General features: G+C 38.7%; 21 protein-coding genes. 10 read left to right on the forward strand and 11 right to left on the reverse strand.

Annotation, left to right across the window (positions count from 1 at the left end; all coding sequences use genetic code 11):
- The 4 genes from MRT15_RS03585 to MRT15_RS03600 all read right to left on the reverse strand — a co-directional run.
- Positions 1 to 1720: aldehyde ferredoxin oxidoreductase family protein (locus MRT15_RS03585; protein WP_304328000.1), on the reverse strand; the 1720-nt coding region annotated here is incomplete at its 3' end.
- Positions 1721 to 1778: 58 nt separating this feature from the next.
- Positions 1779 to 3107, reverse strand: coding sequence for a 4-aminobutyrate--2-oxoglutarate transaminase (gene gabT / locus MRT15_RS03590; RefSeq protein ID WP_304328002.1), 1329 nt, complete (start codon positions 3105 to 3107; stop codon positions 1779 to 1781).
- 299 nt (positions 3108 to 3406) lie between these two features.
- Positions 3407 to 3934 (reverse strand): trimethylamine methyltransferase family protein, encoded by a 528-nt coding sequence (locus tag MRT15_RS03595; protein ID WP_304328003.1) that lies wholly within the window; start codon positions 3932 to 3934, stop codon positions 3407 to 3409.
- Between the two features lies 1 nt (position 3935).
- On the reverse strand, positions 3936 to 4184 hold the full coding sequence (locus tag MRT15_RS03600; protein ID WP_304328005.1) for a trimethylamine methyltransferase family protein: 249 nt from the start codon (positions 4182 to 4184) through the stop codon (positions 3936 to 3938).
- Positions 4185 to 4518: 334 nt separating this feature from the next.
- Here MRT15_RS03600 and MRT15_RS03605 point away from each other — a divergent pair, with 334 nt between their 5' ends.
- The 4 genes from MRT15_RS03605 to MRT15_RS03620 all read left to right on the forward strand — a co-directional run bounded on the left by MRT15_RS03605 (position 4519) and on the right by MRT15_RS03620 (position 9208).
- A complete protein-coding gene (locus tag MRT15_RS03605; protein ID WP_304328007.1) occupies positions 4519 to 5163 on the forward strand; it encodes a B12-binding domain-containing protein in 645 nt (214 codons plus the stop codon).
- Positions 5164 to 6582: a trimethylamine methyltransferase family protein gene (locus MRT15_RS03610; RefSeq protein WP_304328009.1), complete on the forward strand. Its 1419-nt coding sequence runs from the start codon at positions 5164 to 5166 to the stop codon at positions 6580 to 6582.
- Between the two features lie 255 nt (positions 6583 to 6837).
- Entirely contained in the window at positions 6838 to 8637 is a 1800-nt protein-coding gene (locus MRT15_RS03615; protein WP_304328010.1) for an aldehyde ferredoxin oxidoreductase family protein, read from the forward strand.
- Between the two features lie 259 nt (positions 8638 to 8896).
- Complete coding sequence (locus MRT15_RS03620) at positions 8897 to 9208, forward strand: MoaD/ThiS family protein (RefSeq protein WP_304328012.1); 312 nt, start codon at positions 8897 to 8899, stop codon at positions 9206 to 9208.
- A 168-nt stretch (positions 9209 to 9376) separates the two neighbouring features.
- Here MRT15_RS03620 and MRT15_RS03625 read toward each other — a convergent pair whose 3' ends face one another.
- The 3 genes from MRT15_RS03625 to MRT15_RS03635 form a co-directional block, all read right to left on the reverse strand.
- The gene (locus MRT15_RS03625) at positions 9377 to 10507 is read right to left on the reverse strand and encodes a hypothetical protein (RefSeq protein ID WP_304328014.1); all 1131 of its coding nucleotides are present in this window, start codon (positions 10505 to 10507) and stop codon (positions 9377 to 9379) included.
- Between the two features lie 62 nt (positions 10508 to 10569).
- Entirely contained in the window at positions 10570 to 11298 is a 729-nt protein-coding gene (locus MRT15_RS03630; RefSeq protein WP_304328016.1) for an aspartate/glutamate racemase family protein, read from the reverse strand.
- Between the two features lie 411 nt (positions 11299 to 11709).
- Positions 11710 to 13296 carry an APC family permease gene (locus MRT15_RS03635; RefSeq protein ID WP_304328018.1) on the reverse strand — a complete coding sequence of 529 codons (1587 nt, stop codon included), beginning with the start codon at positions 13294 to 13296 and terminating at the stop codon, positions 11710 to 11712.
- A gap of 204 nt (positions 13297 to 13500) precedes the next feature.
- Between MRT15_RS03635 and MRT15_RS03640 the strand changes: the two genes are divergently transcribed.
- The 5 genes from MRT15_RS03640 to MRT15_RS03660 all read left to right on the forward strand — a co-directional run bounded on the left by MRT15_RS03640 (position 13501) and on the right by MRT15_RS03660 (position 19328).
- The gene (locus tag MRT15_RS03640; protein WP_304328020.1) at positions 13501 to 14502 is read left to right on the forward strand and encodes a hypothetical protein; all 1002 of its coding nucleotides are present in this window, start codon (positions 13501 to 13503) and stop codon (positions 14500 to 14502) included.
- A 28-nt stretch (positions 14503 to 14530) separates the two neighbouring features.
- On the forward strand, positions 14531 to 15214 hold the full coding sequence (locus tag MRT15_RS03645; protein ID WP_304328021.1) for a hypothetical protein: 684 nt from the start codon (positions 14531 to 14533) through the stop codon (positions 15212 to 15214).
- Positions 15215 to 15362: 148 nt separating this feature from the next.
- Positions 15363 to 16808, forward strand: a complete 1446-nt coding sequence (locus MRT15_RS03650; protein WP_304328022.1) for an aldehyde dehydrogenase — start codon at positions 15363 to 15365, stop codon at positions 16806 to 16808.
- Between the two features lie 11 nt (positions 16809 to 16819).
- Positions 16820 to 18193 carry an FAD-binding oxidoreductase gene (locus MRT15_RS03655; RefSeq protein WP_304328024.1) on the forward strand — a complete coding sequence of 458 codons (1374 nt, stop codon included), beginning with the start codon at positions 16820 to 16822 and terminating at the stop codon, positions 18191 to 18193.
- A gap of 1 nt (position 18194) precedes the next feature.
- On the forward strand, positions 18195 to 19328 hold the full coding sequence (locus tag MRT15_RS03660; RefSeq protein ID WP_304328026.1) for a (Fe-S)-binding protein: 1134 nt from the start codon (positions 18195 to 18197) through the stop codon (positions 19326 to 19328).
- 265 nt (positions 19329 to 19593) lie between these two features.
- Here the strand turns inward: MRT15_RS03660 and MRT15_RS03665 are convergent, their stop codons facing one another.
- The gene (locus MRT15_RS03665) at positions 19594 to 20784 is read right to left on the reverse strand and encodes a saccharopine dehydrogenase family protein (RefSeq protein WP_304328028.1); all 1191 of its coding nucleotides are present in this window, start codon (positions 20782 to 20784) and stop codon (positions 19594 to 19596) included.
- A gap of 485 nt (positions 20785 to 21269) precedes the next feature.
- On the opposite strand from MRT15_RS03665, the gene MRT15_RS03670 reads away from it, so the two are divergent.
- Positions 21270 to 22640, forward strand: coding sequence for an aspartate aminotransferase family protein (locus MRT15_RS03670; RefSeq protein WP_304328030.1), 1371 nt, complete (start codon positions 21270 to 21272; stop codon positions 22638 to 22640).
- Between the two features lie 471 nt (positions 22641 to 23111).
- Here the strand turns inward: MRT15_RS03670 and MRT15_RS03675 are convergent, their stop codons facing one another.
- From MRT15_RS03675 to MRT15_RS03685, 3 genes are all read right to left on the reverse strand, one after another.
- Entirely contained in the window at positions 23112 to 24185 is a 1074-nt protein-coding gene (locus MRT15_RS03675; RefSeq protein WP_304328031.1) for a hypothetical protein, read from the reverse strand.
- A 13-nt stretch (positions 24186 to 24198) separates the two neighbouring features.
- Positions 24199 to 24702: a hypothetical protein gene (locus MRT15_RS03680; protein WP_304328033.1), complete on the reverse strand. Its 504-nt coding sequence runs from the start codon at positions 24700 to 24702 to the stop codon at positions 24199 to 24201.
- A 381-nt stretch (positions 24703 to 25083) separates the two neighbouring features.
- Positions 25084 to 25559: hypothetical protein (locus tag MRT15_RS03685; protein ID WP_304328035.1), on the reverse strand; the 476-nt coding region annotated here is incomplete at its 5' end.

The following is a 25559-nucleotide window of genomic DNA, read 5'->3' on the forward strand; positions in this document are numbered from 1 at the left end:
CTTTCGAAGCTCCCGTTTTCAGTCCTTCGTTGAAGAATCTTTGTGGTAGTGTGTCGTCCTTCTTGCTCAATCCTTCTCTTAAATTGAATTTTCTGATTGTGGTCATTATGTTGTCTGCTATTTTTATTAGGTCTTCCTTTCTAATTTCCACTCCAGTTATTATTGAGTACAATGTTGTTAATTCATTCCATAATATTGGGCCTATTGCTGGTAGGCATAGGAAGTGGCATAGCACCATGCAATCAACTATTGTGTAGAAGTCTTCAAGCTCTTTAACTATTTCCGCATGTCCTTCATATGAGAGTCTGTTTACTGTCCCTTCTCCAAATGGTTTTCGTCCCGTTAGGTTTGGTCTGTATGCCATGTGGCGTAGGTGGCATGCCCCCCTGCATGATACTGCATAAGCCAATGCTACCCCCTTCAAACCTCTAGGGTCATATGCGGGAGGCTCAAGTCCCTTAACGTGTATTGCAATATTCTCTGAGCCTCTGCCGATCATTTCGGAAGCTCTCTTCACACCCTCAGCTAATATGTTGCCGAACCCCTCCCTATATGCAATCTTCTTCAGCATTGTGATTAATGCTTCGCTATTTCCGAATCTGAGCTCTATTCCATCGGTATCTTCTCGTGTTATAATCCCCTTCTCATAGCAGTACATTGCAAATGCTACAGCGTTTCCAGCTGATATTGTGTCCATTCCAAGCCTATCGCATATTTCGTTAGCTTTAATTATGGATTCCAAGTTGTCGTTTCCACAGAGGGATCCTAGGGCGAACAATGTTTCGTATTCCGGCCCCTCTATTCTGGATTCTTCGTAGGCTCCCTTCCTCACAACTGATATTTTTCCACATGCAACTGTACATGCAAAGCATGCTTTATTGCGTTCAACGAACTGCTTCTTTAATGCTTCAGCATTGATCTTTTCAAAACCTTCAAATTCCCCCTCAGTCCAGTACCTTGTTGGGAAGACCCCAGTTGCATTTGTTAGAGCCATTATTGCTGGCGTTCCATATTCTATGAGCGATTTCAAGCGTTCCTTAATCTTCTCGTTCAACATATCCCTAAACTTGTCGAGTTCTTCAGGCTTTGCAACTTCAATTTTCTTGCTCCCCTTAACTGCAATGGCTTTAAGTTTCTTTGAACCCATAACGGCTCCAGCACCACACCTCCCGAATTGTCTACCCTTATCATGGGTTATGCATGCATATCTCACAAGGTTTTCTCCAGCTTGTCCTATGGAGATCACTTGGAATCCTACGCCATGATCCTTCTTAATAATGTCTTCCGTTTGGAAGGTATCCTCCCCCCATAGGTGTGAGGCATCCAGAATCTTTATTTCCTCATCTTCAATTGTTATGTAGACTGGCTTCTCTGATCTCCCCGTGATGATTAGCATATCGTATCCAGCATACTTTAGTTGTGGGGGGAAGTATCCACCGCACTGGGATTCACCCCAAGCCCCAATTAAGGGTGATTTGAACACTGCACATAGCTTCGATGCTCCAGATAATATGAGGCCATTGACCGGTCCTGTGGCGAATATTAGAAGATTTGATGGTTCATAAGGATCTACTTTGGGTTTAAGCTCATCGTATAAAATTTTTGCACCAAACCCCTTCCCACCAATATACTGCCTAGCGAAACCCTCCCTTAAAGCTTCAGTCAACACCTTACCTTTAGTTAAATCTATCCTTGCAATTTTACCAGAATAGCCATACAAGTTTATCGCCTCTCACAATATAAGTAGGATTTGCTACTTTTAAACCTAAAAAAGAAAGTTATTTTGTTAATGATGTTTTTAGGGCATTCTCAAATATGTCTAGTCCCTTATTTAGAAGTTCTTCACTTATGTTGAGTGGTGGTAGGAATCTTATAACATTGTGATATGCTCCAGCCCCCATAATTATAAGCCCATTTCTGTGACATTCACTTAATACTTTATCTCTAAGTTCTCTTGCAGGCTCCTTGGTTTTCCTATTTTTAACAAGTTCTACGCCAACCATTAAGCCTAATCCCCTAACATCACCTATGACTTCATATTTTTCTTGCATTTCCTTGAGTCTACCCATTAAAATTGACCCGAGCTTTGGTACATTATCCAAATATCTTTGGACTATCTCGATGGTTTTTAATGCTGCTACACAGCTTACTGGGTTCCCCCCAAAAGTTCCACCTAAACCTCCAACTTGAACGACGTCCACCACATCAGCCCTACATATTGTGGCTGCTAGTGGGAGTCCTCCACCTAGGGTTTTAGCCATCGTAATTATGTCTGGAACCACGTTGCTATGTTCAATTGCAAACATCTTCCCAGTTCTCCCCATACCACTCTGAACTTCATCTGCTATGAAGAGTATTTTGTTCTCATCGCAAATCCTCCTAAGCCCCTGAATGAACTCTTTTGGGGGAACTATAAAGCCCCCCTCACCTTGCACTGGCTCAACAATTAATGCTGCAACTTCATCCGGAGAAATGTGAACTGAAAGCGTGTTTCTAATGTATTCAATACATCTCATATTGCATGCCGGATACTCTAGTCCAAATGAACAACGGTAGCAATATGCATACGGCATTCTATAGATGGCGGGATCTAGCACACCAAAACCATACTTGTAGGGGTGAATTTGCCCGGTTAAGCTCATGGCAAGCCTAGTTCTCCCATGAAACGCATACTCAAAAGTTATGATGGCTGGCTTCCCAGAATACCTCCTAGCAATCTTAACTGCATTCTCAACAGCCTCAGCACCACTATTTACCAAGACAACCCTCTTCTCAAAATTTCCAGGAGCCAAATTTGCCAACTTCTCCGCAACCCTCACATAAGGCTCATAGGGAGTTACATGGAAGCATAAATGAAGATACCTATCAAGCTGCTCCCTTATAGCCTCTATAACTTCTGGATGTCTATGCCCAATATTAAGGGAGGATATACCCGTAGCGAAGTCTATATATTCATTTCCATCAACATCTATAAGTATTGAACCCTCACTCTTCGCTATAAATATTGGCGTAACATTGTAAACGGCTTTCGGCACATACTTCCGCTGCAACTCCGCCAACTCCCTCGATTTCGGTCCAGGAGGAGTTACAACAATTTTAGGAACCATACAACCCACACCTTTGTCGTTACGTACATTATCCCGTTAAATATATATAACCATTTCGTCTTACGTCATAAATCTGGAAAAACTTACAATTGACATCCAAGCGACAAATAAATTAAGACGTAAGCTTCTAGCAAGAAAATAATGACGATTCTAATTTTTAACTTTTCAACCATTCCTTTATACGATGACAAATAATTGTTTTCAATAATAAAATTATAATTTTTAAACCTAAGAGAGAATCTCTCTACCCTATTTATATCACATGAAGATCGAAAAAGGAAGGGAAAATGTTGGGAAGATCAGTAACTAATGTGTAATTTACGAATAAATTTGTCTAGCATTTCTTCTTTTTCCTTAGGTAACGGCTCGGGTTTATGCTCAGTGATAATTTTTCTGGCTATTTCTCGTGCTCTTTGCGTAGCATCTTTGCACCCTATTTTTAGCCATTTTTCTCGCGGCATCCTGTCAATGATTTCAGAGGGAATCATGTGCTCTTTTCTAAACCATTGTTTTGTATGCTTTTTAGTTAAGAATTGACCACCAGGACCAACCTCTTTTATTAAATCGAGGGCTAGCGTTTCATCACTAACTTTTATTTTTTCCTTTAATTTAAAGGCTATTCCACATATCTCATTATCTATCACAAGCTTCTCAAAGCTTTGACAAGACTCGAGTTCCAGCATTCCTGGCCCAGATACTACATTTACTTCAGCTAAAACAGCGAAAGTTATACCTAACGCTGCTTCAACACTAGCTTGTGCATCGACTATCTTGGAATCGCTTAACCCCAGGTATCCATGCGTTGGTAACCCAAGATACTTACCCACTTCAGAATGAACAATTCATCAAAATTGTTTCAACAGCTCCTAAAACCATAGTCCCATATCTCATATCCATAATACCCGGTGAACCTCCATATATAAAGGCGGAACAAGGACTGACAAGTTGACCTAAAACTATAGAACTTAAAGCTTCACATGTTGCTATAACTAAAGTTCCAGCTTTTGTAGCCAGAGCTGTTCCGCCACTTATTGGAGCTGGAATCGTCATCGTAGGCACACCCTCTTTTGCACACATAGATCATGAAAGTTGAAAGAGTTACGGAAACATGTTGGAGGAATTATGAACGCTGGAAGTATTGACGTGAAATAATAGTTTGCGATGCCATTAGTATGTGCAACTAAAGAGGACTTAGAGATCATAGCGTTAGGAAAGAAGTGGCTAGCCCACTACATCAAGCAACGAAACGCAAAAATTTCCATGAGAAAAATAGCATAAGAAGCGCGAAACTAACTCCTTTAAACCACAAAACAACTCACTAAAAATAATTTAAACTGAATTAGCTGGCATCTCCTAATGCATGAGCAAAAATCTTTTATATAATATTATTAAAACACAATTATAATAGACTATGTCAAAAGATATTACTAAAGAGTTGATGGAAGCAGTTCTAAGCTATGACAAGGATGTTTTGGCGAATGTTGTGAGGAAGAAATTAGAAATGGGGATGAGTGCTCTTGATGTTATTAATGCATTAACGTTTGTTCTTAGAGATATTGGTAAGAAGTTTGAGGATGGAGAGATATTTTTGGCAGAGCTTGTATCTGTAGGTGAAATTGTTAAGCAAGTCACTTCAGAAATTCTTGAACCCGAACTTAAAAGAGCAGGAGGAAAAAGAAAAACATTGGGGAAGGTTGTCATAGGAACTGTCCATGGAGACATACATGATATAGGTAAAAACATAGTTGCTTCCATGCTCTTCGCTGCGGGCTTTGAAGTCTATGACCTAGGAGCAGACGTACCTGTAGAAAAATTTATTGAGGAGGCTCGTAAGCATAATGCTGACGTTATCGCAGCTTCAGCCTTATTAACGACTACTATGCCTGTACAAAAAGAATTGAGTGAAGCTATAAGGAAAGCAGGCTTAAATGTAAAGTATATTGTAGGGGGAGCTCCTGTCACCCCAGAATGGGCGAAGGAAATAGGTGCAGCATATGCTCCTGACGCAGTCTCCGCAGTTGAAGTTGTTAAGAAGATTTTGGGGGTGAAGGAATAAATGGTGGATTTCCTTTTAAGCAAAAGTGAGTTACATAGAATTCATGAAGCTTCATTGGATATATTGGAGAAAATGGGAGTCGAAGTAAAGAGCGGCAGAGGGGTAAAAATTCTTGAGGAAGCAGGAGCATCTGTTGATGCTGAGACTAAATACGTTAAAATCCCCAGGGAATTGGTAAAAGAGGCCTTACGACAAGTCCCTAAAGTTTGCAGACTTTGTGGTCGGGATCCAAAGTTCGATATGATTCTAGATGGTGAACACGTATATCTCGGCACTCACGTCGGCGCTACGAAAGTAATTGATTTGGAAACTGGGGAGAGGAGAGATGCGAGGAAAGATGACATAGTTAAGCAAGCTATTTTAGTTGACGCTCTTGAAGATATTAATTTCATGTCTACAAGTATGCATGCTATGGATAAGCCTTATGCGAAGTGGCTACATGATTATGATGCTGCGGTAAATAATACTGTGAAGCATGTTAGACTTGAACCTCCACGTGCTGAAGAAGTTAATTATTTAGCGAAGATGGCGGCAACCGTACTAGGAGGTGAAGAAATCTTAAGAAAGAGGCCAATATTATCAGTACTTGAATGTACAGTATCACCACTTATTCTCGAAGAATTACAAACAGATGCAGGGTTAGAAGCGGCAAAACTTGGCATTCCAATTCATATGATGCCTATGCCAATAATAGGGGCGACCGTCCCCATTACTTTGGCTGGAGCCTTAGCATTGAGCAATGCGCAATTTCTCAGCTTCCTTACAATAATTCAGTTGGCTTATCCTGGAAGCCCTGTAATTTATGCTTGGGATCCATCAGTTATAGATATGAGGACTGGTGGAACAGGCACCTCCCTCCCCGATGCAATTCGACTTGGCATGTATGGTATTCAGTTAGCCAGATATTATGGAGTCCCCTCCTACACACCTCAACCCTCCACTTCAGCGAAATTGCCCGATATACAATCAGGATGTGAGAAAGCTTTAGGTGCGCTTTCACTCTTCCTAGTGAAACCAGATCTTTTCGCATGTGGATGTGTAGAAAATTGGTTAACCTTCTCATTTGAACAATTATTAATTGACGTTGAAATATTTAGAGCTGTTCGTAGAATATGCTCTAAGATGCTAATAGATGATGATACATTGGCCATGGATGTTATATTAAAAGTTGGACCTAAAGGGCATTTCCTCGCACAGGAACATACGCGAAGACATCTCAAAGATTATTGGTCTCCAATATTAACTGACGTAACCTCTTTTGAAGCATGGAAAGCGAGAGGTGGAAAAACTATAGTTGAAGTAGCGAGAGAGAAGGTTAAAAAGATAATAGCTAGCCATGAACCAAAGCATTTAGATAGAGACATTAAATCACGCTTAGACGAAATCATCAAGGAAGCTGAAATGAAAAAGATCCCCTAACAACAATAAATCAAACAATACATTTTTTTAAATTATTCAAAAATATTGCTTGAAAATATCGATAAAATAGAGCTTTGCTATGCTTGTGAATTAAGTGAACTTAAATGTGAGTCTTAGGAGAAAACTACTCTAAGAGATATGCAAGACTTAAATAATTAGAATCATATGGTTTGCATGACATTAGTGCGATATTTCTCTCATCATATAGTAAATTTTATTTTTTGATGGCATGAAAAATTATAGTGAGGAGACATTATGAGGCTAGGTGGATATACTGGAAAGATTGCTAGGGTGAATTTAACTAGAGATGAAGTTAAAGTTGAGGATTTACGTTGGGAGTGGGTTCCACATTATATTGGTGGTAAGGGATTAGGTTTCAAATACCTATACGAAGAACTTAAACCGAAAATAGACCCTCTCAGCCCAGAAAATAAATTAATATTTATGACAGGCCCATTTTCCGGGACAGTAGTTCCTGCGGCGGGAAAGTATGTTATAGTGACTAAATCTCCACGTACAAATACCATTCTAGATACCTACTTTGGTGGCTTTTTTGGAGCTCGATTGAAATTTGCGGGTTTCGATGCCATTATAGTTGAGGGGAGGGCGAAGAAGCCCGTTTACATCTCTATAAGTGACGGGGAGATTAAGATGAAATCTGCTGAGCATCTTTGGGGTAAAGGAGCATTTTACACGATATCCGCCATTAAGGAAGATGAGGGGGATGCTAAAACTAGCGTTTTAGCCATAGGCCCAGCAGGAGAAAATATGGTGAAACTCTCTTCAATAACTGCAGATGTTATATGGAATGCGGGACGTGGAGGGGCTGGAGCTGTCATGGGTTCTAAGAACTTGAAGGCTATAGCTGTTAAAGGTGAGGGAAAATTCCCAATAGCGAATGAGGAAGAGTTGAGGAAAGTTGTTAGAGAGCTTACCGAGAAAAGCCTTTTAACTGAAAGTAATATTTGGGCAAAAACAGATGGAACTCCAATAATAGTTGACATGTCACATACTGCAGGAGTATTACCAACAAGATATTTTGGTAGCGGAGTCTTCGAATATCATGATAAAATAAATACTGACGTTGTGAAAGCACACTTAGTCGAAGTACGTGCATGTTATGCATGTCCATTAGCTTGTAAGCGACTGGTAAAAGTTGGCGATAAAATTATGAAAGCTCCAGAGTATGAAACATTGGGAACAGCAGGTTCAAACTGCGGAGTCGGCGACTTTGAAGCAGTAACCGAATTTAACAATATATGCGGAGACCTTGGAATAGACACAATCTCAACAGCAAACACAATAGCACTTATAATGGAATTATATGAGGCGGGAATAGTTAAAAAGGATATGCTGGACGGTATAGAAGCTCACTTCGGAAGTAGGGAAGCATTATTGAAGCTGGCTGAAAAGATTGGGAGAAACGAAGGTATTGGAAAGATACTTTCAAATGGTACCAGAGCAGTTATCCAAAAATTCGGAGTGGAAGCTGAAAAGTATGCTTGTGATGTTAAAGGCATGGAGATACCTGCCTACGAGCCCAGAGGTACATGGGGTATGGCCCTGGCATACTCCACATCCGATAGGGGGGCATGTCATCTTAGAGCATGGGCCGTTGCATATGATGCATTTGGGAAGCTACCCCCAAGATCATTCAAAGAGAAGCCAGCTCTCGTAAAGAGATTAGAGGATCTAAACAGCGTCAAATGGTCAATGATAGTATGCGACTTCTGGCTAATAAATTATGATGAAATGGCTGCACTACTCACCCCCATATGGGGCAAACCCGTAAAACCTGAAGAACTAGAGTTGGCAGGTGAACGCATATGGAACTTAGGCAGACTCTTCAACATTAGAGAAGGATTCTCTAGGAAGGACGATAAACTCCCCCCAAAATTCTTCAAACAACCCCTTAAAGGAGGACCTACAGATGGAGCTAAAGTTTCAGAAGAAGAATTTGAAAAGGCATTAGATGAATACTACACTCTCCGAGGATGGGACAATAACGGAATACCAAAAGAGGAAACCCTAAAAAGGCTCGGTCTAACCAAATGATGTATAGCGCCATTCCACTAGAAAGAATAGAGCATGAATACTACAATTTAATTCCTATTTTTTAAATATTTGCTTAAAATAGAAAAGTCTTTTAAATGTTTTATGCGACACAATAATCAAATTCGGCATTCTTTACGCTGGCCAAACCCTTACACTATAGACAATTAATAGTGAATTAACAAGTTTAATCTTTCATGTGAGCTTACGGCAACATGCATACTCTAGAAAAGGATAAATCATAGGTTACCAATATACTATTATGATGGTTAAAGTTAAGTATTTTGGTAGGTTGCGTGAACTTTTAGGTGTTAAGGAAGAGGAGTATAGTGTTGAAAATTTAAGTTTAGCCGATTTACTCATAAAGCATATACCCAACAGGCATTCTGAAATTGCTGAAGAGTGGAAGAAGATAGTTTTTGTAACTGTTGGAGATGATATTGCCATGAGTGAAGATGGTACTCCCATACTAAAATATTATTCCATACTAGTTAATGGGTTAAGCCGAAACCTCACCTATATACTTAGGAATAATGATGAAGTAGCCATTCTACCACCAGTTGGAGGTGGATGATAATTAGGACGCCCAAGAGGTTTAGTAATTTAGTGTAGTTTACTCAGTAAAATTTAAAAGGGCTTCGGATGAAGTTGACATCATAGTTTTCATTGAAGCTGGATTTAAGCATTAATGGTAAATAGTTCCTGTTGGGTATATATTAAAAAAGTGGGATTTTAATTGTTGTTATGTTTTTATTCCGTATTTCTCTCCTAGTTTTTTGAATAGCGTTTTCAGTTCTTTTGCCCTTTCTTCGCTTTCTTCTATTTTTAGTTCTTTGCATTCGTATCCTAGTATTTCTCTGTATACTTTGACTGCTTTTTCTGTGAATACTACTGTTCCGTCGTCTTTTATCTTTTCTATGCCGTCTCCTATTCTTCCGCTTTCTTCGTTTACTTTTATTGCTTCTTCTAGGGTTACTCCTTCTGGTAGTAGTATTTCTGCCCCTCTTTCATAGCTTAGGCGGACTGGGTATCCTCCCGGTAATCCTGCTGGTCCATGCGCATAACAGAATTCGTATGTGTTGCCGTATACTGCTAGTATGTTTCGCGTGAATGATGCGGATATGTCTTCTTGGGGTGGTACGGTGGCCCATGCTCCCATATCAGCTTTTGCAAATGGTTGTACTATTTTCCGTATCTTATCTGGGGGGTACTGGTTTGTAACATCTTTGTCGTAAACGTAGATCTTCGCTAGGAATGGAGCATTGAAGAAGCTACTGAGAAGGCCATGATGACCATACATATAAATGGTAATACTTCTCATAGGCACTCCAAGTTCCTTACTCACAAACCGCTTTATCACTTGCACATATGTATCTACGTTACCTCCTCCGCATACTGGTGCTAAGCCAACTTTAGCCAATACGGGGTTTACGACGTCGGAGTATGAGCAGTTTATTACGCGTGTTTCTATCCCAGACTGTTTAACCGCTTTCATTAGCTTGTATGTTAGTGTTAGGTGGAAGGGTAGTTGGGGGCCGAGACCTGCATCGTTCAACTTCATTACAATATCCTCTGGGAATAGGTGGAAGAACCACCATGATAATATTACTGTGGCATTGCATATTACGTTAGGCTTCTCTTCCCTCAATATTTCGACAGTCCCCTTAATGTCGTTTAAATCTATTCTGCGAAACTCAATGTTCGGGTATAATCCTCTGAGGGCAGCAGTATATATTACATGGTTTACTTTATGCTCAGCATTTGGGGAATAATCGGCTGCAATAATCTTACCAATATTAGGTTCACGAGCCAGATCCTGCAATATATGATATCCCAATTCACCAATACCAATCAACATTATCTTCCCAGACAATCAAACCTCCTCCCGACCGTACTATATCGTAATGACAATATATAAGTTTTGTTCAATGAACCTTACTTAATTCTGTGTGAGCGTAACGTAGCGTGAATTGCGAGATATACCATATTCATTAAAGTTACTATATCAAAAACCGGTAGCTTTGTTACTTCTTGTATAACTCCTGCAAATGGTGGTAGGTCGGTGCACTCCAACACAATTGCACCTATATCAGGATGTTCTTGGATCAGTTGCTTCCCTACTTCTGCCAGAGTAATTTGAAGTTTCCTTATAGCTTCATCGTCAAGGTATTTAACTGTTTTACCCGAAACAGTTGCTGCCTCATAAAAATCCTTATAGTCTTCTAATCCAATAATATATGTTCTAATAGATTCATCAATTCCAACAGCTTTTAAATGTCTTTCAGTTAGGTAACGGCTATCCGCAGTTATTATGGCAACTCTCTTATTCTTCCCGATCATTCTCTGTACTAGGGGTACTAGAAGTAATCCGGATGTAAAAACAGGAATGTTTACTGATTCTGCAAGTTCTTCTTGCCATAATGCATTAAAACCGCAATCGGTTGTAATAGCTTTTGCACCTTCGCTTTCAAATTCCTGCGCCCCCCTAATTAACCTATTCAACATATCAATCGTTGGGTTCTTCACAATAGTTTCAAAGTTTGCACCTTTAATCCTTTTTATTTTAATTGGGAAGCTGAAAGTCTTGGGATTCCAATTAGCACCTATAAGTTTCCCAGTAGCGCTATCCTCCTCCCAACAAAGAACACCAATGAAAGGTTCCATATAGCTCCCAAATTCAAAAATAAACTTGTACATAAAAAGCTTTCATCCGACTAAAATTTTGAAAATCAACAATTATACTGCAAGCTATATTATGCTCTAAATTCCTTTCTCAACTAGAAAAGGGACATTCAACCACGTGTAATCTAAAACTACAAGTTAACTATTAAAGTTAATATAATTCAGTTCTGTCATTTTAGTCCAGATTTAGCAAGTTCTAGCACTTGAAATGCCAGTAATTTTAACTTTAAATTCATAACCGTAATCTTTTGTAACAATAGCAGGTTTTATCAGCATAAAGTTTCTTTTGAGTATTTACTATACTCTCTCCAAGAGATATGAGTTAATACAATAACAATAATTACTTATTGGCATTTAGGAAACCGCAAAAATAAAAAAGAGTTGAAGGGAAGATCACTCGGGTGCTAATTCTTTAAATGCTAATGTTACGTCAATGCCCTGTTTGGCCCTATACCACTTCCAAATATAGTACCAAGCGACACCGGCAATAATGGCTCCTAAAACACTAGCGCTAAATACAACTCTAAATGCTTCTAATCCCTCAGAGTAATAGGCTGCCCATAAGTTAATTATACCATATATTATGCCTATAATCCCAGATATAACTGCAACAGGCACCCCCAAAATTTTCCAGTTTTTGTGGGGTGATGTTTCCCAAATGTGTTTAATACTTTTTCTATATGGGAAGACTATGGCACCTATCATAGTCACAAATAAGTAGGCCACTATATCCATTATTTCAACACCAAAAGACACTAAAGGCTTTCCAGTGACCGCATATCCTATAATGCCTATCTGCGACAATATAAACATTAATAGCAATAATTTCAGTGGTTGCGAAACTTTTGGATTAACGTCGGTGAACCACGTAGGGCCTAGCTGGTCCATACCCCACGCGAATAATGCCCTACTGAAGGCAATTGTGCATGTGAAGACCCACATGAAGTTTCCTAGAAGGAAGCTCAGTCCTAAGAAATATGAAAGCGGAGATCCTATTCCAACAAGAAGTGAAGCGATATTCAGGTACATTGGTGAGAAAGGCATTGTGTACCAATCAGGTCCTTCATTATCTATGTAGCTGAGAACATGCGCTCCATCGTACCCTACAATTCTCTCAAGACCTATTGTAACCCACAATGTAAGGGCAAGATATAGCACAGCTGATATTATAAATGACAAGAATAGGTTTCTACGTGGATTTTTAACTTCCCCACCTATAAATGTTACTGTAGCGATATATAGTACGACCCAAGTTAAAGGTAATATTGCACCTAATGATGAAATTACGGAAGGTTGAGGATTGCTATATTCTGGGGGAACGAGATTGAAGACTTCAGACCACGTAGGTGCGCCACACTTAGTAGCTATCGTATTCCACGCGGAAACAAATGCATCATGACTATACATGGAAAAGACAATACCGCAAATAGCTACAGCTATCAAATTCCATAACATTAACGCCATTTGTACTCTGAAATACGTTCTCATACCAGCTATAAGTATGACATATCCAATCACTACGCAAATCGTGGCCACAAGGTATATTCCCCAAGGCTCAGAAGCCCACGCCACAGCATCGGGAGATAACCCTACACATCCAGCAAAAATTCGCAACCCAGGATTAGCAATCCAAGGAGTTAAGACAGAAAGCCAGGCAACTGAGCCGCACGCCTTAAGAAAACTAAAAGTCATACCTATCGCTGGATGAAGAGTTCTCGTATTGTAAACATATATTCCTCCACTACGAGGCATAGCGGCAGCCAAAATGCCAAACGCTATTGCAGGTCCTAGAATTAATAACACTCCCCCAAGCAATATTGTGAATACATGTATTACCCCCGGAAAAGTATAGTAAGCCAAATGATAATACCAAATACCTACAGCACCGCCAAAATCTGCAATCGCAAACAAAACAGCATCCCATAAAGAAGCCTCTCTTGTAAGACCACTCGCTTTTCTCGCAAAAACAACTGAACTCATACTGATATTACCTAACTGATATTTCCAATATTTATAACTTTCTACTTTATTATTATTATTATTTATTATTAATTTATTTATTTAATTTTTAATAGATAGTGACAATTTCCAAGCTTTACTGAAGACCTGAAATATGTCATTATATTTATAAGCTTAAAAAATTAATGTAATGGTGAAGTACATTAGGGTTGAGGGGAGAATTACATGTTGAAGCAATTAAAGATATTCTTTGCATGCGATCTACACGGTTCAACTATGTGCTTCAAAAAATACTTAAATGCTCTCCAAGTATATAATGTTGATGTTGGCATTTTAAGTGGCGATCTATGTGGTAAATTCGTAATACCAATAGTTTTAAGAAGCGATGGTAGCTATGAATGTCGTTATATGGGTGAAAAAATAATTACAAAGGATAAAGAAAGGCTAAAAGAAGTAGAAAGAAAATTTGAGACTATGGGAGCCTATTACGCGTATTTAACGGAAGAAGATTTTAAAGCATTACTAGAAGAGGGTAAAACAATCGAGGGCAGAATTGATGAGAAAGTTAAGGGCATTACATTATCATCAGGTAAAACTGAAGAATTGTTTGAAGAGAAAGTTGTTGAAAGACTTCGTAAATGGCTCGAATATGCAAATGAATATTTAAAAAGAACTAATAAAAAGGTTTATATAACTCCTGGCAATGACGATCTTCCAATCGTAGATGAAATCATTAAACAGTATGAATCTGAACATATAATCTTTGCTGATTTAAAGGTTAATGATATTGGAGGATATGAAATGGCGAGTTTATCATGGTCCAATCCAACCCCATGGGGTACTCCAAGAGAAACTAGTGAAGATAACTTAAGAAAGATTATCTCTAATATTGTACAAAAGATAACTAATATGGAAACAGCTATTTTCCAGTTTCACGTACCACCAAAGGATACTTTACTCGATCAGGCACCTAAACTTGATGAAAAACTCAGACCTTCAGCTGATCGTACAGTAGGTGTCGGAAGCGTAGCTGTTAGAGAAGCCATTGAAAGGTATCAACCATTACTTGGATTGCACGGCCACATTCATGAATCTAGAGGCTTCCAGAAATTAGGTAAAACATACATATTTAATCCTGGTAGCGAATATACTGAAGGCATTTTAAAAGGTGTTAGAGTGGTATTGGAAGAAGGAAAATTTAAAGCATATCAATTTACTAGTGGGTAGTGATGTATTGTAAAAGAGTTGTAGCATTATGTCAGCAGAAACTTCAGATTTATCTGGTTTATATAACAAAATAAAAAGTATTGTAAAGTTAATACAGATATTTGATGATTTCACCGTACTTAAAAAGACAAGTCCTATAGAAATAGAAAGAATCGTTAAGAGTTTGAAGGATCCTGCCATTTCTAAAATATGGATCAAATATGAAAAAGTTGTACACTATTTAGCTTACTATCCAATTAAGATACCTGGTGTCAAGCGATTAATCAATATAAAAGAAATTTTACGCATATTTTTGCTTCTAACTTTAATCTATTATATTCTTACATTTGGATATATACTACATCCAAAATTATTCCCAGCCATCCTAAACGATATAAAGGTGTTTTTCACAGCGCTATCGGTCTCATTTACATCAGGATTAAGTTTAATATTCTTAGAACATCGTATTAGATCTAAAGTAACTCAATGGGAATCTCAAAATATAAAACTTTTACAACCCCAATTAAACAAACTCATTGAAGGCGTAAATGAGTTAATAAAAGTGTTATTAAGTTACGTTAAGGTGTATAATGATAGGAGCAATATTAAAGGAAAATTTATTATTGAATTATGGAGGGGGGACTATAGTGGGTTAAAAATTTCAAGTGTAAAAAAAGTTAAAAAACCATTCTCCTCAGAATTATTAAATGTATATGTTTATGAAATAACGTAAATGGAAAATCATGATACTAACTTTCTGTAAATTGTTTAAAGACCCTCAAATCCCCTAATATCTTTAACAAAAATAAATACCAAAATAATTAAGAGATAGAAATTTTTTTAAACTTTTCATGATAATAATTTTTAATGGTGAGGAAAAAATGGTGGAAAAACTTAAAATGTATATAGATGGTGAGTGGGTGGATTCGGTAAGTGGAGAAACTTTTGAAGTTAAAAGTCCAGCAACCGGACAAGTTTTGGCAGTTCTTCCTAAAGCCACAGTGGAAGATGTGAAAAGGGCTATAGACGCCGCGGAAGAGGCTCAGAAGAGGATTTTAGCGTTATCGATACCGGAGAGAGTAAAGCTTGCCTATAAGGTAGCTGAATTAATAAAACCAAACATAGAGCAGCATGCTAGGGAGCTAACTCTTGAGCAGGGTAAACCTATACGTGAATCGAGAGCTGAAGTTGAAGATGTTATCCCCAACATAACTTGGAATGCTGAGGATCTCAAACGCCTGGAAACTCCTGTCCTTAGGGGGTATGCAAACCCGGATATGATGTATATTGTGACCCGTGAACCGCTCGGGGTTGTTGGAATAATCACTCCATGGAACTATCCATGGTTGATGCCCGCTGAATATGTTATGCAAGCAATAATTTGTGGGAATTCTGTTGTATATAAACCAGCATCCTACACTCCGATAAGTGCAGTCAGATTTGTGGAGTATCTCGTGAAGGCCGGCGTTCCCAAGGGGGTGATAAACTTGGTTACAGGCCCTGGGGAAGTTGTGGGTCAAGAACTTGCTAGAAATGAGAAAGTGAATGGCCTTCTTCTGGTGGGAGAAACTACTACTGGAGAGCAGGTGGCGAAAGTAGCAGGAGTCAAAAAAGTTACATTGGAATTGGGAGGGAATGGGCCTATGATCGTAATGGACGATGCAAACATTGAAAAGGCTGTGGAGGATGCTGCTTTTGGATGCTACAATAACGCTGGCCAAGTTTGCTGCGCAACTGAACGAATTTTAGTTCATGAAAAAGTGCATGACAAATTCGTTAGAATGCTTGTTGAAAGAACTAAAAAGGTGAAATTGGGTGATCCATTAAAAGAGGATACAGATCTTGGACCTATGAATAATGAGCCAGTCGTGCAAAAGGTGGAGAGGCATATTAAAGATGCAGTATCAAAAGGTGCGAAAATACTGTTTGGAGGGAAGAGGGCTGAAGGATTTCCTACAAAATTATACTTTGAACCAACAGTTATAGACAATGTTACCCCCGACATGCTGATAAATAAGGAGGAGACTTTTGGTCCCGTCGCTCCCATTTTAACTTTCTCATCAATAGATGAAGCCATAGAAATTGCAAATGGCACCCCCTATGGATTAAGCTCAGCCATCCACACCAAAGATTTGAATACAGCCTTCTACTTTGCCGAAAAACTTAAAACCGGACAAGTTGTAATTAATGGTCCTGTTCTATTATGGGACTACCATCATCCATGGGTTGGCGTTAAGAAAAGCGGCATTGGCGCTGTTGGTGGAAAATGGACACTGGAAGCCTTCACCCAATTGAAAACAATACTACTTAGAATAGCTAAACCGTAAGGTGAATTTAAGTGAGCAGTGATGAAATGCTGAAAGACTTGAAGCAAATAGTTGGTCCAGATAATGTTCTAACTGAAAAGTGTGATCTACTCACATACTCCCGCGACAGATATTCCCCACTTTTTTCTCCCCATTTATTGAAGATACCATTAGCCGTCGTTTTCCCATCAACAACAGATGAAGTTAAGAGAATAGTTGAAGCAGCAAATAAACATTTAATACCATTAGTTCCAAGAGGGAGGGGGACTAGCTTCTCAGGTTCAGCTACACCCATAGTGGAAAATAGTGTAGTTGTTGACTTGACAAAAATGAATAAAGTGATCTATCTCGATGAAGATGCATTACATGTAAAAGTTCAAGCTGGCATATCTTTAAAAGATCTTGAAGAAACATTAAATAGGAAGGGATTCACATTCCCCCATGATCCCGGAAGCTTCCCATCAGCAACTGTTGGTGGAAGTATTTCGACGAATGCTCTTGGATGGAAGGTTGGAAAATACGGTCTTCTAAAAGATTTAATTTTAGGATTGCAAGTTGTTTTACCAAATGGTACAGTAATAGAAACTCGAAGTATGCCAAAATCATCTACAGGCTTTGACATAAAGAGTCTATTCATAGGTGCTGAGGGTACACTGGGAATAATTACCGAAGCAACTCTACGCATTTTCCCCATGCCTGAGAAAAGGATCATACTTTTCTATGCATTCCCAAGCTTCGAAGATGCTCTACACGCTTTAATTAAGATTAGGAAAAGAGGGTTATATCCAGCAATACAACTTGTAACTGATGAAGCAGGGGTAGAAGAATTTGTAGAGAAGGGGAAGATTGGGAGGGAATATAGAGGCGGCTTAATATTAGTTTATGAGGGATTGGAGGGAGAAGTTGAAGTGCAAAAAATGGAAACACTAAAAGTTCTTAAAGCGGAAAAATGTATTGACCTTGGAGAAGATGCTGCGAAAAGCTTTTGGGAATTAAGACATAACATGTATTCATTGATGAATAAAGAGGGGCAATATGATAGCTTAGATACGGCTGTCCCACTCAATAAAGCCATCGAATTTTATAAATATCTTAAAGAGTGGGCTGAAAAATATAAAATAAAGAATCTGGGTATAAGTTCATGGGTGTTTTCCGAAAACGTGAGCATGGATTTAGTATTCGATTCAAGTTCCGATATAAGTATAAGAGAGTATCTCAAAGCAAGGGATGAAGCCGTTATAAAAGCTTTAGAGCTAGGCGGCACCTCCTCCTATTGTGTAGGGGTAGGCATAAGATATGCTCATCTAATGAGAGAAGAGCATGGAGTAGCATTCGATATTATGCGTGCCATCAAAAGAGCATTAGACCCTAACAATATAATGAATCCGGGGAAAATGGGGTTTTAATATGGAGAGATACATTCCCAATAAACTAAAAAATGATATAATGTTATGTAATCGTTGCAGATGCGGTTTTTGCGAAAGTCGCTGCCCTACATATACCGTTACCCACATAGAATCTTTAAGTGCAAGAGGCAGAAATCTACTAGCTTTAGCGCTTCTAGAAGGGTACATACCGTTATCAAAAACCCTTGCAGATAGATTCTTCACATGCACCACATGTGGATTCTGCAAAGAGATATGCCCACTTGAAGTTGACACCGTAAAGATAGTTCAAAATGTGCGAACATATCTTATAAAGGAGGGTTTATACGACTCAAGCATTAACATTATCTCTAAAAACATTATGAAATATTCTAATCCTTATGGAAAACCCATTGAAGATAAAAGCGCATGGTCCAAAGATCTTCATTTCTATAGAGATGGGAAAACTCTCCTATTTGGCGGTTGCGTCTACCCATTTCAAAATCCGGAAGTCCTCAAAATAACCGCTCAACTCCTACAAAAGGCAGGCCTTAAATTAAATTATCTACCTAATGAACCATGCTGCGGCTACCCCCTTTTAGCCTTAGGATTTCAAGAGGATTTTGAAGATCTCGCAAGGAAGAATGCTGAATTATTTATGAAAGCTGGCGTTGAAGAAATAGTTGCAAATTGTCCAGGATGCGTTGAAACATTGAAGCAATACAGCGAATACATTGGCAAAGTTGATTTCAAAGTACTACATATCGTTGATTACTTAAAGGAGTTAATCGAAAAAGGAAGAATTCAACTATCACATGCTATACCACTGGAAGTCACATATCATGACCCATGCCATCTCACCCGCTACCTCAAAAAGTATGAGGAGCCACGTGAAATTATTCGCAGCATCACGGGAGTAACTCTTAAAGAAAAGCCACACAATAAAATGGAAAGTCTATGTTGTGGTGGTGGGGGTGGAATGTTAGTTACCAACCCCGATACATCTTCACAGATCTCCGACATTCTCTTACGAGAAATTCAAGAAACTGGTGTTACAACAGTAGTAACTGCCTGTCCAACATGCGAGAGAGTCATTAACTTTACAGCGGATTTAAAAGGAGCTAAAATAAAATGTATTGACATAGTTGAATTAGTGAATAAGGCTGTGAAAGGATAAAATTTAATTTTCTACTTTTTTGACAGTTAAATATTCATAAATCATAATTTTTGTTTAGAAATCCCTGAACGTTCTAAAAACTTTATAAGGGAAACTGAAAAAGGCATTGCTTAAGAGAATTAGATATACATTCCAATATGTTTCCCCAAAGACTATTAAGACAAGGTATATTTTGATGAATTACAGGGATATTAGTGTTTAAGAGAGATGGAAAAAGGAAAAATATTAAGGAAATATTGTATATTTACTGCCTACTTCATAAGACTTAAATCACTTTTGAAATTGCAACTGTTATTTTAAACTTCCTCTTTTTCATCTCTTCAAAATACTTTTTCGGGTCAATGCACTCTTCAGGAGCCCAAACGCCAGGCGGAATCCCCCCTCTTGCAAGCATCTGAGCACCTATGGAAGCAGGCATAGCCGTCATTGGATCAGGAAACCCTTCATACTCCTTCTGAGGTTCTTTAATTAAATCAACTGTGCATGTGGCTTCCCCACCATCCTTTTCCCCAATAGCAATAACGCGTATAATCTCATAAGATTTTGTTTCCTCAGATACCTTCTTGACGATCTCTTGATGCTCCTCAATGTTTTGTCGAATCAGATTCTCCAAAACCTCTACAGGATCAATAATTATATCCTTTAATTTAACCTTACTAATGACTCCAAAACCCACAGCCACCAACGATTCCGCTACCCTCCTTACCTCGTCGGGTAATCCTAATCTCCATGTAACTTCCTTCACACCTTTTGCTTTCAAAGTGTATGGAAGTGTCGCGGTTTCGGAATGTAATGTATGTTGACATTCTACTTTCCCAAATGGTGGTGGAAACTCGACAACTTCCTTCCCACTACGAGGAGGTAGTTTCACGGATTCTCCATTAATAAATTGCACAGATTCTAGGGAAAATTCTTCAAGCAGAGTTCTTATGGAGTATGGTGGAATAAATATTTGACTTTCCGGCCCCACGAACTTAATCGCATCATATATCCTTATTATCTCCGCCACATCAAGCTGATCTGCAGCATATTTGGCCAAAATATTTGTAGTACCTGGAGCAGATCCCATACCTAAAATGGCGGGGATACCTCTCCTAACGAATTTATCATGCAACTTTTTCTGCTCTAATGTTGTATAGTACATGCCTCCAAGATCTAGATATGGAGCTCCCGCTTCCAAGCAAGCTTCCATAACATGTAAATTTACATAGTACTGTGCAGCGTTAACACATGCTTGAACCCCCTTAAGCAATTCAACTAATTTAGGCTTATCAGTAGCATCAGCAACTGCTATTTTAAGTCTTTCATCACCAATAGTATGTTTCAAGTCCTCAAGCCTTTTAAGATTTCTACCTATAGCCAAAACTTCACTCACACCACTCGACCATTTGGAAAGTAAATCTCTGACGATCCCCATCCCCTCAGTTCCCGTAGCACCTATTACGGCAATTTTCATACAATCACCTTTTAGCAAAATAATATTAGTTCGCACATTATTTAAGCATTATGAATTATCGAAATTATTAAAATTTTTGCTCAAATAATTAAGAAGTTTCCAGCCCTCCCCGAAATGCCCTCACATTCATTATTCAGGCATGTAAATGCCATTTATTACCTCCAATAATCAGATTCCCATTTCCACATTCCCAAGCCGACTCTAATATTTTCCAACATACCGCTCAATTCATGGTATTCAGCCTATGTTCACATTCAAAGAATATGCGAATTTTGCTACACAACATATATGCGCTTACTAATAACAATTAATAACCATACGAGGATGCAACTACCTACTAAGAGAAGTAATAGTTTCAACAATTACTGACTCGATGAAAAGTTATAATTTATGAAGATACAGTATCTGAAGGTTGTTAAATTATTACAATTTAACGCATCCAAAAACTTTTATATTGATGGGTTATATTTCTAATGGGGAATTATATGAGTAGTATTTTTGAAGTTGAGAGGAAGAAATTTATAGAGAGGACTAAGCGTTCTCAGCAAATTTACCAAGAAAGCTTAGTTGTAACCCCCTTCGGAGTTCACAGCAACTATAGAATTTTCGATCCATATCCAGTATACTTCTCAAGAGGTAAAGGAACAAGATTGTGGGATGTTGATGGTAATGAATACATAGACTTCAACATGGCATTTGGAGTTTTAGTAAGCGGACATTCCCATCCAATACTCGTAGAAGCTATAAGGGAAAGGATAGAAAATGGCACTATTTTAGGATTTGAATTTGAAGATTCATATAAGCTGGCAAAAATCATTTGCGAACGTTTCAAGGTTGATATGGTTAAATTCTCAAGTACAGGTGGAGAAGCCACAAATTATGCTATACGCTTTGCTAGAGCCTTCACGGGAAGGAAGAAAATACTGAAGTTTGAGGGATGCTATCACGGGTTTGGCGATTCCCTCTTGGTAAGTGTAAAGCCTTCAAAGGCTAAGGCTGGGCATCCTAGATTTCCAAATCAAGTGCCAGCATCTCAAGGAATTTTGGAAGAGGTTGTAAAGAACACTCTCGTGGCACCATTCAACGATCTAGAAGCTGTGGAGAAAATTATGAGGGAACATGGGAATGATGTGGCAGGAATCATTTTAGAGCCTATACCTATGAATATGGGCTTCGTACTCCCCGATATAGAATTCCTCAAGGGTTTAAGGGAACTTGCAGATGAATATAACTCGGTACTCATATTTGATGAAGTGAAAACATGCGGAAAGTTTTATAGAGGGGCTGCCGGCTACTTTAACGTTAAACCAGATCTCATGACGATGGCTAAAGCCATAGCAGGAGGCTACCCACTATCCGTAGTTGCTGGGAAAAAGGAGGTAATGAGCTGCGTAGTCCCGGGAGTCGTTTCTCACGCCGGCACCTTCAATTCAAACCCACTCAGCGTGACAGCTGGAATAGTAACCCTCACAAAAATATTAACAGAAGAAAACATGAAGAAGGCAACAGAATTATCTGAAGCGTTAGCAAAAGGTTATGAAGACATAATCGAAGATAAGAAGATCCCCTGCATAGTCCAATGGGCTGGCGTAAGCGGCACTGTTCATTTCACAAAGGTTAAAAGGGTTAAGGATTGGAGAACCTTCTTAACACAAGAAGTGGCGAGATGGCACCTATACTTCATGGTTATGATGAACAGAGGCATCGTACCCATGGCTCCAGGACCTGACGAGCAATGGACGATTTCAGTACAACACACCAAGGAAGATATAGAAAGACACTTAGAAGTTTTCAAAGAAGTCGCTGAGTACGTTCGAAAGATAGAGTTAGAAGAAGCTATGATAGAGGCTATCTAAAAATCTTTACTTTTTTTAAAATTTGTAGAATATTGCTGACCCATCTTCTAAATGATATATATATAATAATTTTATATTTATTAGACATTTACAGAGATACGAGTTATTGGTTGAGTTGCTATTTTGCTTTAAGTAACAATTTGGCAGCAATTAACTTATTTGAGTTGGAGAAGAGTTTTACAACTTTCTGGAGTTTTGAAGAAAATCTACTTAACATTTAGAGAAGCAATTCATTATTCTTAAAGAGATAAAATACGAAGTAATTATTTGAAAATGAAATTAATGATAAATTTCTCTAAATGAGGGCCGAAACATTGATTGTAGCAAAGTTTAAGAAAGAATCTATGAAAAATTATGCAAATATAAAAATAATCATGAACTTAAGTACGAAAACCTATGCCTATAACTACTGATAAGTATTTCCTAGCACTTTTTAACCATACCATATGGGAAAAAAGAGGGGTTAGTTATTTATTCCGGAGGTAGCTCTTTGAATGCCAGTGTAACATCAATCCCTTCCTTGGCACGCTTCCATCTCCAGAAGAGATACCAGATGACACCAGCAAACCCAGCTCCGAAGTATATGGGAGTCCAATATATGTTAAGTCCACCCATGGCTGGAGAAGCATAAACTGACCATATCACTATGCCAGCCATGACTATGGATAATATTCCCGCAATCACGGCAACTGGTATTTTGCCAATCTTCCAGTTGTGGGGTGACGCTTCCCAAATAGTCCTAACTTTTTTAACGTATGGAAAGAGCATACATGATATTCCAATTATTGCCCACACGGTTAATGCGTCTAAGCCCGTTACCGATAACCCTCCAAGCACTTCTGGGTAAAGGCAGTAATGTACAATAGTGGCTTGTCCAAGTATCCATTGAAGGAAGTAAAGTTTAACAGGAGTTCCAAATCTCGGATTTAAATCTATAAACCACCTTGGACCAATATTGTCCATTGCTTGAGCAAACAAGACTCTTGCAAAGACTATGTAGCTGAATGGTATCCAGTAATAGTCAAAGGCTATGAATTTAAAGCCTATCAAGAATTTGAGTAAAATGTTGTCTGTGAGGATGGCTGCATAATTAGCCCAAGTAGGCGGAAAAGGCATCGTATACCATTCTGGCCCTTCATTATCAATATATGCGCTAGCCTCCGTGAACTCATATCCAATATTATACGTCATCACATACCCATTCCAAACGCAGAAAATGGTTGGAATTAAAGCAGCCAGTATTTGTGCAAGTAATATGTTGCGTTCTGGTCTCTTTACTTCACCACCTATGTAGCCTATAGCAAAGCCATAAGTAATAGCCCATGCTATACTTGGCGTTAACCCTAATGTGGATATCCAATTCCAACCTTCAGTAACATAACCTGCCTCCCTCGCCAACTCTATAACTTCATGATATTTTGGGGAACCATACTCCGCAGCTATAGTATCATATATCGATGCGAAATGCTGTGGATTGGTTGTCGATAAAATGATCATGCCAATAATTACTCCAGCCATTCCGAGGATAAAGGTGATCTTTTGCATTCGCAGATAATTTCTAAAAACCAGTAATGCACAATAGAAAACTTGAGATATTAACGGCTGAAGCTATAATTAACATGCCTATGGGTGTCGTCCAGAACTCATATGCCTCAGGAGGTATCCCCAATGCACCAGCAAGAATAGGAATCCCGGGATCAGCAACCCATGGAGCCAGCAACCATATCCACGCAGTCATCGTGAAGAGGCCTTGACACCAACTTGTAGCTGTACCCACAACTGGATGAATAATCCTTGAATTATACACGTAATCTCCACCACTTCGAGGCATAGAGCCTCCCAGTATCCCCCATGCAAGAGAAACCCCGAAGATCGTTAATATTCCAGTTATTATGGAACCCAATATCAAGTTTCCACCTGGAAACGTGTATAGCCCCCAGCTAGTCATGCACCATAAGCCTATTCCAAGCCCATTATTCATGAAGCCGAAGGCAAAAGCGTCAAAAAGCGATGCCTCCCTCGTAAGCCCACTAGCTTTTCTAGCGAAAACTGCCATATTCATCTTCACCCTTTTCAGATGCTAATTATATTATGTGAACCCCTCCCTAAAAATTTTCTTCATTCCATTCCTTAATTAAGATGAGCAAGGCGCTAAATTGATCATAAAGAGAGTATCTTCAGCGTTTTTTAGTATCGCTTTTTGATATTCGCATTCATACTTCGTTGCATGATGATTGAGGGTAAAGGATCTTTTGAAGAATACCATCTTAAAGGGTAAGATTTTAATTGCAGCCTTGCAGATTCCATACTTGGGCAGCAACCATTAAATGTGGAAAAACATTGCTGTTGATTTAAATAAGATGATGAGGAAACTCGTTGATGGGAATGTTGAGGTAATCGATCTAAAAACGTATGCATTTCAATTAAAATGAAATTAGATTATTTAGGATGAACATATAACCTCGTAAAGCGGGTACCTCTTCTTAAAGATCCTTCCCCTATGTTCTTTTATAACTTTTAACCCCTTATATTTGAAGAAAAGAATCATTTTATATTTTTGTGGATCTTCACCACTCTGCTTTATCCCTTCAGCAAGTTTTTCCACAAGTTTTTCTATAACATTTTTGATACGTTGCCTTCCTGCACTAAACTTTTCGCTATGTCCTTCTTCATACTTTATTATCTTCCTTCTAATGGTATAATCCACAGTCATTAGGGCAATCATCGACGTGAGGGAAAGTGTGATGGCGATCGTAAAAGCTATCCACCCCCTAAATATCATTGGAAGCGGAGTTGGAAGCTTCTCAGGAGGTCTAAGATTCGCGGCTAAAACCAGTACCATGAAGATGGAGGTTAAGGAGGTGAGGAGTTTGAGGAATGCAGCAAGCCTCATTAAAGTTGGCAACCCCTTAATTTCCG

The organism is Candidatus Culexarchaeum yellowstonense, assembly GCF_024707025.1.
GTDB lineage: Archaea > Thermoproteota > Methanomethylicia > Culexarchaeales > Culexarchaeaceae > Culexarchaeum.

Coding starts and splice junctions, on each gene's coding strand:
- MRT15_RS03605 (WP_304328007.1), top strand. CDS start 4,519: ATGTCAAAAGATATTACTAAAGAGTTGATGGAAGCAGTTCTAAGCTAT.
- gabT (WP_304328002.1), bottom strand. CDS start 3,107: ATGGTTCCTAAAATTGTTGTAACTCCTCCTGGACCGAAATCGAGGGAG.
- MRT15_RS03620 (WP_304328012.1), top strand. CDS start 8,897: ATGATGGTTAAAGTTAAGTATTTTGGTAGGTTGCGTGAACTTTTAGGT.
- MRT15_RS03645 (WP_304328021.1), top strand. CDS start 14,531: ATGTCAGCAGAAACTTCAGATTTATCTGGTTTATATAACAAAATAAAA.
- MRT15_RS03610 (WP_304328009.1), top strand. CDS start 5,164: ATGGTGGATTTCCTTTTAAGCAAAAGTGAGTTACATAGAATTCATGAA.
- MRT15_RS03600 (WP_304328005.1), bottom strand. CDS start 4,184: ATGTGTGCAAAAGAGGGTGTGCCTACGATGACGATTCCAGCTCCAATA.
- MRT15_RS03640 (WP_304328020.1), top strand. CDS start 13,501: ATGTTGAAGCAATTAAAGATATTCTTTGCATGCGATCTACACGGTTCA.
- MRT15_RS03635 (WP_304328018.1), bottom strand. CDS start 13,296: ATGAGTTCAGTTGTTTTTGCGAGAAAAGCGAGTGGTCTTACAAGAGAG.
- MRT15_RS03630 (WP_304328016.1), bottom strand. CDS start 11,298: ATGGAACCTTTCATTGGTGTTCTTTGTTGGGAGGAGGATAGCGCTACT.
- MRT15_RS03670 (WP_304328030.1), top strand. CDS start 21,270: ATGAGTAGTATTTTTGAAGTTGAGAGGAAGAAATTTATAGAGAGGACT.
- MRT15_RS03650 (WP_304328022.1), top strand. CDS start 15,363: ATGGTGGAAAAACTTAAAATGTATATAGATGGTGAGTGGGTGGATTCG.
- MRT15_RS03660 (WP_304328026.1), top strand. CDS start 18,195: ATGGAGAGATACATTCCCAATAAACTAAAAAATGATATAATGTTATGT.
- MRT15_RS03615 (WP_304328010.1), top strand. CDS start 6,838: ATGAGGCTAGGTGGATATACTGGAAAGATTGCTAGGGTGAATTTAACT.
- MRT15_RS03680 (WP_304328033.1), bottom strand. CDS start 24,702: ATGAATATGGCAGTTTTCGCTAGAAAAGCTAGTGGGCTTACGAGGGAG.
- MRT15_RS03665 (WP_304328028.1), bottom strand. CDS start 20,784: ATGAAAATTGCCGTAATAGGTGCTACGGGAACTGAGGGGATGGGGATC.
- MRT15_RS03675 (WP_304328031.1), bottom strand. CDS start 24,185: ATGCAAAAGATCACCTTTATCCTCGGAATGGCTGGAGTAATTATTGGC.